Origin of the sequence: Kordia sp. (assembly GCF_045105435.1) — a bacterium.
Lineage (GTDB): Bacteria > Bacteroidota > Bacteroidia > Flavobacteriales > Flavobacteriaceae > Kordia.
Map to the genome: position 1 here is coordinate 1 of NZ_JBGCDL010000271.1, position 4,903 is coordinate 4,903.

Here is a 4,903-nt window from a genome sequence, read left to right on the forward strand (position 1 = left end):
ACATACCAAATTAAACTTTTACAACGTTTAAGAGTCATACTACACAAACCGTTTGTTATGACCTTACAAGAAATCGTGCATTTGTACAATAGAGTCGGATTTGGAATTTTACCTACAGAAGTCGCTAAGTTGCAAAACCAAACGCGTACAGAAATTGTTTCGCAATTGTTTGATGCTTCTCGAAATTTTGAGCCTTTATCCATCGATATATCTGAATTAACAACAATTTTAAAAGGGTTGAAGATGAAAGATAGAAAGAAGACACGTGCCTTGTTTAAGGAAAGCGCTAAGAAAATACATGAAATGAATACTGCTTGGCTTTATAAACTTGGAAATACAGAGCAGTTATTAGTTGAGAAAATGACACTTTTTTGGGCAAATCATTTTGTGTGTCATGATCCAAATATTGTTCACTTTCAAGAATATCAAAACACACTTCGTACACATGCGCTTGGAAATTTTAAAGATTTTGTAGTTGCTATTTCGAAAGAAGCTTCCATGATGAAGTATTTGAATACAAGACAAAATAAGAAGCAAAAACCGAATGAAAATTTTGCGCGCGAGTTAATGGAGTTATTTACGCTTGGGCGCGATCAATATTCTGAAGAAGATATTAAAGAAGCTGCACGCGCATTTACAGGTTGGAATCATGGTATTATGGGAGACTTTCGTTTTCGTAGTCGTCAACATGATTATGAAGAGAAAACTTTTTTAGGTAAAACAGGAAATTTTGACGGCGATGCTATTATTGAAATCATCTTACAACAAAAAAAATGTGCGCAATTTATCTGCGAAAAAATCTATCGTTATTTTGTGAACGATCAATTAGATATTTCCCGCGTAAGCGAAATGACCGAACTTTTTTATAAAGATTACGATATTGGAAATTTAATGCGTTTTGTATTGATGTCTGATTGGTTTTACGATCAAAAAAACATTGGAACTAAAATAAAATCGCCTGTTGAATTCTTAATAGGAATGCACAAAGTTGTACCAATGCAGTTTGAAAAAGAACGCGAATTGGTGTATTTGCAGAAACTTTTGGGACAACATTTATTGTTTCCGCCAAATGTAGCGGGTTGGAAAGGTGGCAGAAATTGGATCAATTCAAATACAATGATGTTACGACTCCGATTGCCTTCTATTTTATTGGCAAATGGCGAAATTGAATTGGACGAAAAAGGAGAATTTGAAGAAGATTTTCAACGATTTAATAGCAAACGAAATCGCCAACGAAAACTAAAAGTGATTCCCGATTGGAAAGCGTTTCAAGCAAATTATAAAAATATAACAGGCGAAGAGTTACAACAATTGGTGTTGACAAGTCCGCTAAATCGTGGAACAACAACATATTTAGAAAAACTGGCAGATCAAGATTTAAAAGAATATTGCATTCAGTTGATGTCGTTGCCTGAATATCAGTTGTGTTGAGTAGATAATTGAATGCGATTCCTGCCTTTACTTTGACTCTGCTGATTGTGAATGTGGGAATACAAAAGGAGATGAAAAAAGATTCCTGCCTTCGCAGGAATACAAAAAATATAAATTGAATGAACAGAAGAAATTTTTTAAAACAAGCTTCCTTGGCAAGTACCGCGGTATTTTTGCCAAAGTTCGTTTCGGGATTCAATTTGATTGATTCCGCCGTAGCGACAGGAAAAAAACTAGTTATTATTCAACTTTCGGGAGGAAATGACGGACTGAATACTGTGGTGCCATTTCGAAACGATATTTACTATAAAAAACGGCCTGCATTGGCGCAGCAAAAATCAAACCTCATCGGAATTACGGACGAAATTGGTTTCCATGAAAGTCTCATCGCGCATAGCAATTTATACAATAACGGAGAATTGTGCGTGGTAAATAATGTTGGTTATCCAAATCCGAATCGTTCACATTTTAGAGCAACCGATATTTGGCATACGGCAAGCGGATCTAATGAATACTTACAATCGGGTTGGATTGGGCGTTATTTGGATATGACAAAAGGAAAATCGTTAGACGCAATTGAAGTTGATGACAGTTTATCATTGCTATTAAAAGGCGAAGATACAGACGGAATTGCCACAAAAGATCCAAAATTATTCTTCCGTACCACAAACGATCCATATTTTAAAAAAGTAGTAGCACATCATGACGATGCACATTTAAGCGAACACAATTTGGGTTATTTATACAAAACTATGGTGACAGCTTCCTCATCGGCAAAGTATATTTATGAAACTTCTAAAACATACACGACGAAAACGACGTATCCGAAAAATAAATTCTCCAAACAATTGAAGCAAGTGGCGCAGTTTATCAATTCGGGATTACAAACCAAAGTGTATTATACATCATTGGGCGGATTTGACACACATGCCAATCAAGCAGGGAAACAAAAGCGTTTGCTAAAAATATATGATGAAGCCATGGCAGCTTTTATTAAAGATTTAAAAGAACAAGATTCGTTTAAAGACACCTTAATTTTAACCTTTTCAGAATTTGGGCGTCGCGTACAACAAAACGCAGGGAATGGAACTGATCATGGAACCGCAAATCAAGTATTTTTAATTGGAAAGCAGTTGAAGAAACAAGGTTTTTACAATCCGATGGCAGATTTATCGAATTTAGATTCCAATGGCGATTTAAAATATGATATTGACTTCCGAGAAATCTACACTGCTGTTTTAAACAATTGGTTAGATATAGATGCCTCGAAAGTCATAAGTGCTTCTTTTTCAGGGTTGAACATTATCTAATTATGCACAACATTGTACTCTAGAACCTACATGGCAATAACTGATTTCAGTACCATTATCTATTGGTCTGTCAAATCCACCATTAATACCTGTTGTGCTGAGTGTTGAAATTACACTTTTGTTTAATTTGATTGTTTTGATACTTCTTTTTTTCATGACATTATATATTTTAATTTAGATCAAGATACAAAAGTGAATTGCAAATTTTTTACGGTAAAACCATATTTAAGAGATATATAACTCTTAAAATTTGTTAAATAAAAAGTGAACTCATAGAGTTTTCGTATTTTTAGTTTTTATTAGAAAAACCATGAAAAAAGTACTCTCTATCTTTTGTATAGCCGCGTTTATTTCGTGTGAAAACGGAACAAAAACCAAAGATCTCGCAGTTACAAAAGAAAGTGCATCAACTACAGAAAAAGTTGAAGTTAAAAAGACGGCTACAGAAGTGACTTCTGAAATTCCAGTATTAAATTTTGAAGCGTTTGAAAAGTATCTAAACATTGACGATGACAATATTCATGTCGTAAATTTCTGGGCAACTTGGTGCGCACCTTGCGTAAAAGAACTGCCGTATTTTGAAGCTGTAAACCAAGAATACAAAGACAAAAATGTAAAAGTATTGTTGGTGAGTTTGGATTTTAATTTGAAGAAGTTGAATGCATTCTTAGCAAAAAACGATTTAAAATCTGAGCAAGTACTTTTAGACGATCCCGATCAAAACGAATGGATTCCGAAAGTATCAAAAGAATGGTCAGGTGCTATTCCGGCAACGGTTATTTACAAAAAAGGAAAACGAAAATTTTATGAAGGTTCTTTTACCAAATCCGAACTTGAAAGTGAATTGAAAAATTTTATAAACTAATATAAAACCCACTATAATGAAAACGATAAAATTAGCAGTACTTGCGTTACTTTTTGTAACGGTTTCATGTACTGAAAAGAAAAAAGAAGACACTCCAAAGACAGCAGCAAAAACGATTGCCGAAAATGTTGAGAAACCAAAGAAAGAAAAGAAAGAAATGGTCAACGGTTATAAGGTTGGCGATATTGTAAAAGATTTTTCTTTAAAAAATGTAGATGGAAAAATGGTTTCTATGGGCAATTTTAAAGATGCAAAAGGATTCATTCTTACGTTTACGTGTAACACCTGTCCATATTCTGTTGCGTATGAAGACAGATTGATTGCGTTAGATAAAAAGTATGCAAGCCAAGGATATCCTGTAATTGCTATCAATCCAAACAGTCCAGAAGCAAGACCAGATGATAGTTTTGAAAAAATGCAGGTTCGCGCGAAAGAAAAAGGATTTACATTCCCGTACATGTTAGATGAAGGACAAAAAATATATCCAGTATTTGGAGCAACACGTACGCCACACATGTATGTAATTGCAAAAACGGATAAAGGACACCAAATAAAGTATATTGGCGCAATTGATAACAATCACAAAGATGCTTCAGCTGTTACAAAACGTTATATAGAAGATGCTGTTGATGCATTATTAGCAGGAAAAGAAGTTGAGGTAAAAACGACAAAAGCAATTGGTTGCTCTATAAAGGTATAAATACTTAATTTGAGAATGATTCAATTTGATAATTTGAAAATTGAATGTATTGTCTTAAAAATAACAAAAGGTACAACTTTTGCCTACAGAAAACCGAAGTTGAACACTTCGGTTTTTTTATGGAAGAAATATTCTGAAAAAGTTTAACTTTGAAGAAAGAAAAAAGAATAACGAACAATAAACAAAGAAATTAAAAATGTAAAACACTAAATGTAAAATGTAAAAGTGTTTCTTTCATTCAACAAATCAATAAATAACGAATATCGAATAACAAACAATAAATATCGAAGTTTAAAATCATCTAAATTTTGAACCTTGAACCAAGACCATCATTCGTGAATTCGTGGCAAAATATTAAATACTAAATGCAAAATGCAAAATTATAAATGTAAAAGTATTTTTGAACAATAAACAAAGAAAATAAAAATGTAAAACACTAAATGTAAAATGTAAAAGTGTTTCTTTCATTCAACAAATAACGAATATCGAATAACAAACAATAAATATCGAAGTTTAAAATCATCTAAATTTTGAACCTTGAACCTTGAACCAAGACCATCATTCGTGAATTCGTGGCAAAATATTAAATACTAAATG

The 4,903-nt window shown here is 33.0% G+C and carries 5 protein-coding genes; 4 read left to right on the forward strand and 1 reads right to left on the reverse strand.

Translation table 11 applies throughout. The annotated features are described in order from the left end of the window. Positions 1-1,431, forward strand: a 1,431-nt coding sequence (locus tag AB8B65_RS13955; protein WP_405301742.1) for a DUF1800 family protein, incomplete at its 5' end; no start/stop codon positions are given. 119 nt (positions 1,432-1,550) lie between these two features. Further along, a complete protein-coding gene (locus AB8B65_RS13960; RefSeq protein WP_405301743.1) occupies positions 1,551-2,741 on the forward strand; it encodes a DUF1501 domain-containing protein in 1,191 nt (396 codons plus the stop codon). On the opposite strand, the gene AB8B65_RS13965 is transcribed toward AB8B65_RS13960, so the two are convergent. Next, positions 2,742-2,897 carry a hypothetical protein gene (locus AB8B65_RS13965; protein ID WP_405301744.1) on the reverse strand — a complete coding sequence of 52 codons (156 nt, stop codon included), beginning with the start codon at positions 2,895-2,897 and terminating at the stop codon, positions 2,742-2,744. It abuts the gene before it with no gap. Between the two features lie 154 nt (positions 2,898-3,051). On the opposite strand from AB8B65_RS13965, the gene AB8B65_RS13970 reads away from it, so the two are divergent. Both AB8B65_RS13970 and AB8B65_RS13975 read left to right on the forward strand, forming a co-directional pair. Further along, complete coding sequence (locus AB8B65_RS13970; protein ID WP_405301745.1) at positions 3,052-3,606, forward strand: TlpA family protein disulfide reductase; 555 nt, start codon at positions 3,052-3,054, stop codon at positions 3,604-3,606. A gap of 16 nt (positions 3,607-3,622) precedes the next feature. Beyond that, positions 3,623-4,306, forward strand: a complete 684-nt coding sequence (locus AB8B65_RS13975) for a thioredoxin family protein (RefSeq protein WP_405301746.1) — start codon at positions 3,623-3,625, stop codon at positions 4,304-4,306. Positions 4,307-4,903 lie beyond the last annotated feature (597 nt).

Coding starts and splice junctions, on each gene's coding strand:
- AB8B65_RS13965 (WP_405301744.1), bottom strand. CDS start 2,897: ATGAAAAAAAGAAGTATCAAAACAATCAAATTAAACAAAAGTGTAATT.
- AB8B65_RS13970 (WP_405301745.1), top strand. CDS start 3,052: ATGAAAAAAGTACTCTCTATCTTTTGTATAGCCGCGTTTATTTCGTGT.
- AB8B65_RS13960 (WP_405301743.1), top strand. CDS start 1,551: ATGAACAGAAGAAATTTTTTAAAACAAGCTTCCTTGGCAAGTACCGCG.
- AB8B65_RS13975 (WP_405301746.1), top strand. CDS start 3,623: ATGAAAACGATAAAATTAGCAGTACTTGCGTTACTTTTTGTAACGGTT.